Source organism: Mycobacterium sp. KBS0706 (assembly GCF_005938675.2).
Taxonomy (GTDB): Bacteria; Pseudomonadota; Alphaproteobacteria; order DSM-16000; family Inquilinaceae; genus Inquilinus.
Genome location: NZ_VCCH02000273.1, coordinates 1 through 1,380, shown reverse-complemented (window position 1 = coordinate 1,380; position 1,380 = coordinate 1). Strand labels below are relative to the sequence as shown.

At 72.5% G+C, this 1,380-nt stretch carries 2 protein-coding genes and 1 pseudogene; all 3 read left to right on the top strand.

All coding sequences use genetic code 11. The features are described from left to right. Positions 1 to 212: 212 nt before the first annotated feature. On the top strand, positions 213 to 395 hold the full coding sequence (locus tag FFK22_RS43655; RefSeq protein ID WP_186002983.1) for a hypothetical protein: 183 nt from the start codon (positions 213 to 215) through the stop codon (positions 393 to 395). Between the two features lie 403 nt (positions 396 to 798). Then, positions 799 to 969, top strand: a complete 171-nt coding sequence (locus tag FFK22_RS43650; protein ID WP_186002982.1) for a hypothetical protein — start codon at positions 799 to 801, stop codon at positions 967 to 969. 20 nt (positions 970 to 989) lie between these two features. Further along, positions 990 to 1,380, top strand: a pseudogene (locus tag FFK22_RS41770) (hypothetical protein); the annotation flags it as partial.

Sequence of the window (1,380 nt, the reverse complement as noted above, 5' to 3'; positions counted from 1 at the left end):
GTCGAATCCGGCCTTGTCCGCTTTCGGGAGCCTGGCGCGATGGCCGCTCCTCACCCGCTGCGCACATACCAACTGCTTGAAAACGTTGGCCGATAAGGGGGCTTATCGGGCGTTGGGGCTTCCGGCGGCGGTCGGGACCCGGTAGACTCGTTATGAACGCGGCCAGCGCGGCGCGCCAGGGGGCGCCCGGGGCGCCGCCATGGAGGGGCGTCGTGACCACAGCAGCCGATCGCGAACCCACCGCCGACGGGCAGGCCGGCATGGCGTGGTTGAAGGCGCTGAACGCGGCGCGCCGGCGATATTGGATGCAGCGGGCGGGGAACACCGGCTGCGCGGCGGATACCTGGGCGACCTACAAACACGCCGCGGCCGCGACCCCGGACGACGGCGCGTAGGATTGGTCGCGCCGACAGCTCCAGGTGCGCTCGTGCCCTTCGCCGTCCACCTCGATCTCGATCCGCACAGCGCCGCGGCCCTGGCGCCGCTGATTTACGCCATCGAGCGGGCCGATCCGGACGCGATGACGCCGCGGCGGGCCCGGGTCGCCCCGCATCTCTGGCTCGCCGTCTATGACCGCCTGGTCCCGGCGGCGGTCACCGTGTCGCTGCAGCGCTTCGCCGAGCGGCAGCACGTGCTCGGCATCCAGCTGGCGAGCCTGGGCTTGTTCCCGGGCCGCCCGCGGTCCTGTTCGCGGCGCCGGTGGTCACGGCCGAGCTGCTCGCCCTGCATCGCGCCTATCACCAGGCGACCTGAGCCTCCGGCCCGCGCTGCTGGGCGCATTACCTGCCGGAGACCTGGGTGCCGCACGTCACGCTGGGCGAGGGACAGCGCCTGGCCGCCGTGCCGACGGCGGTCCGCAACGCCGTCGCGGCCTGGCGGCCGCGTCCGGCGGTGCTGCACCGGATCGCGCTGTTTCGGTTCCACCCGGTCGAGGTGCTGTGGTCGCGGGCCCTGCCGGCGGGCCCGTGAGCGGGGGAGGGCAGGGGACCATGCAAGATGACATCACGGCGGTCGATCCGCGCGAGACAATGGCGGCCGCGGCGCAGCCGGACGCCGCGCTCACCGACGCGCAGATTGCCGAGATCCGCCGCCTGGCCGAGCGCGCGGACGCGCTGGTCGAGGCCTCGCTCTCGGCCAACACCCGCAAGGCCTATGGCTCGGCCTGGCGGCAGTGGAGCGAATGGTGTCTCGGCTTCGGCCTCGATCCGGCGGTCGCAGACGCGTCCTGGCTGGCGATGCACCTCACCGCACTGTCCGAAACCCGCTCGCTCTCGACGATTGAGCTGCGCCGTGCCGCGGTGCTGGCGATCCGCCGCCGGCTCGGCCGACCGCTGCATCTGGACGACGGATACTTCCCGGAGTGTAAATCGGCATGGGGTA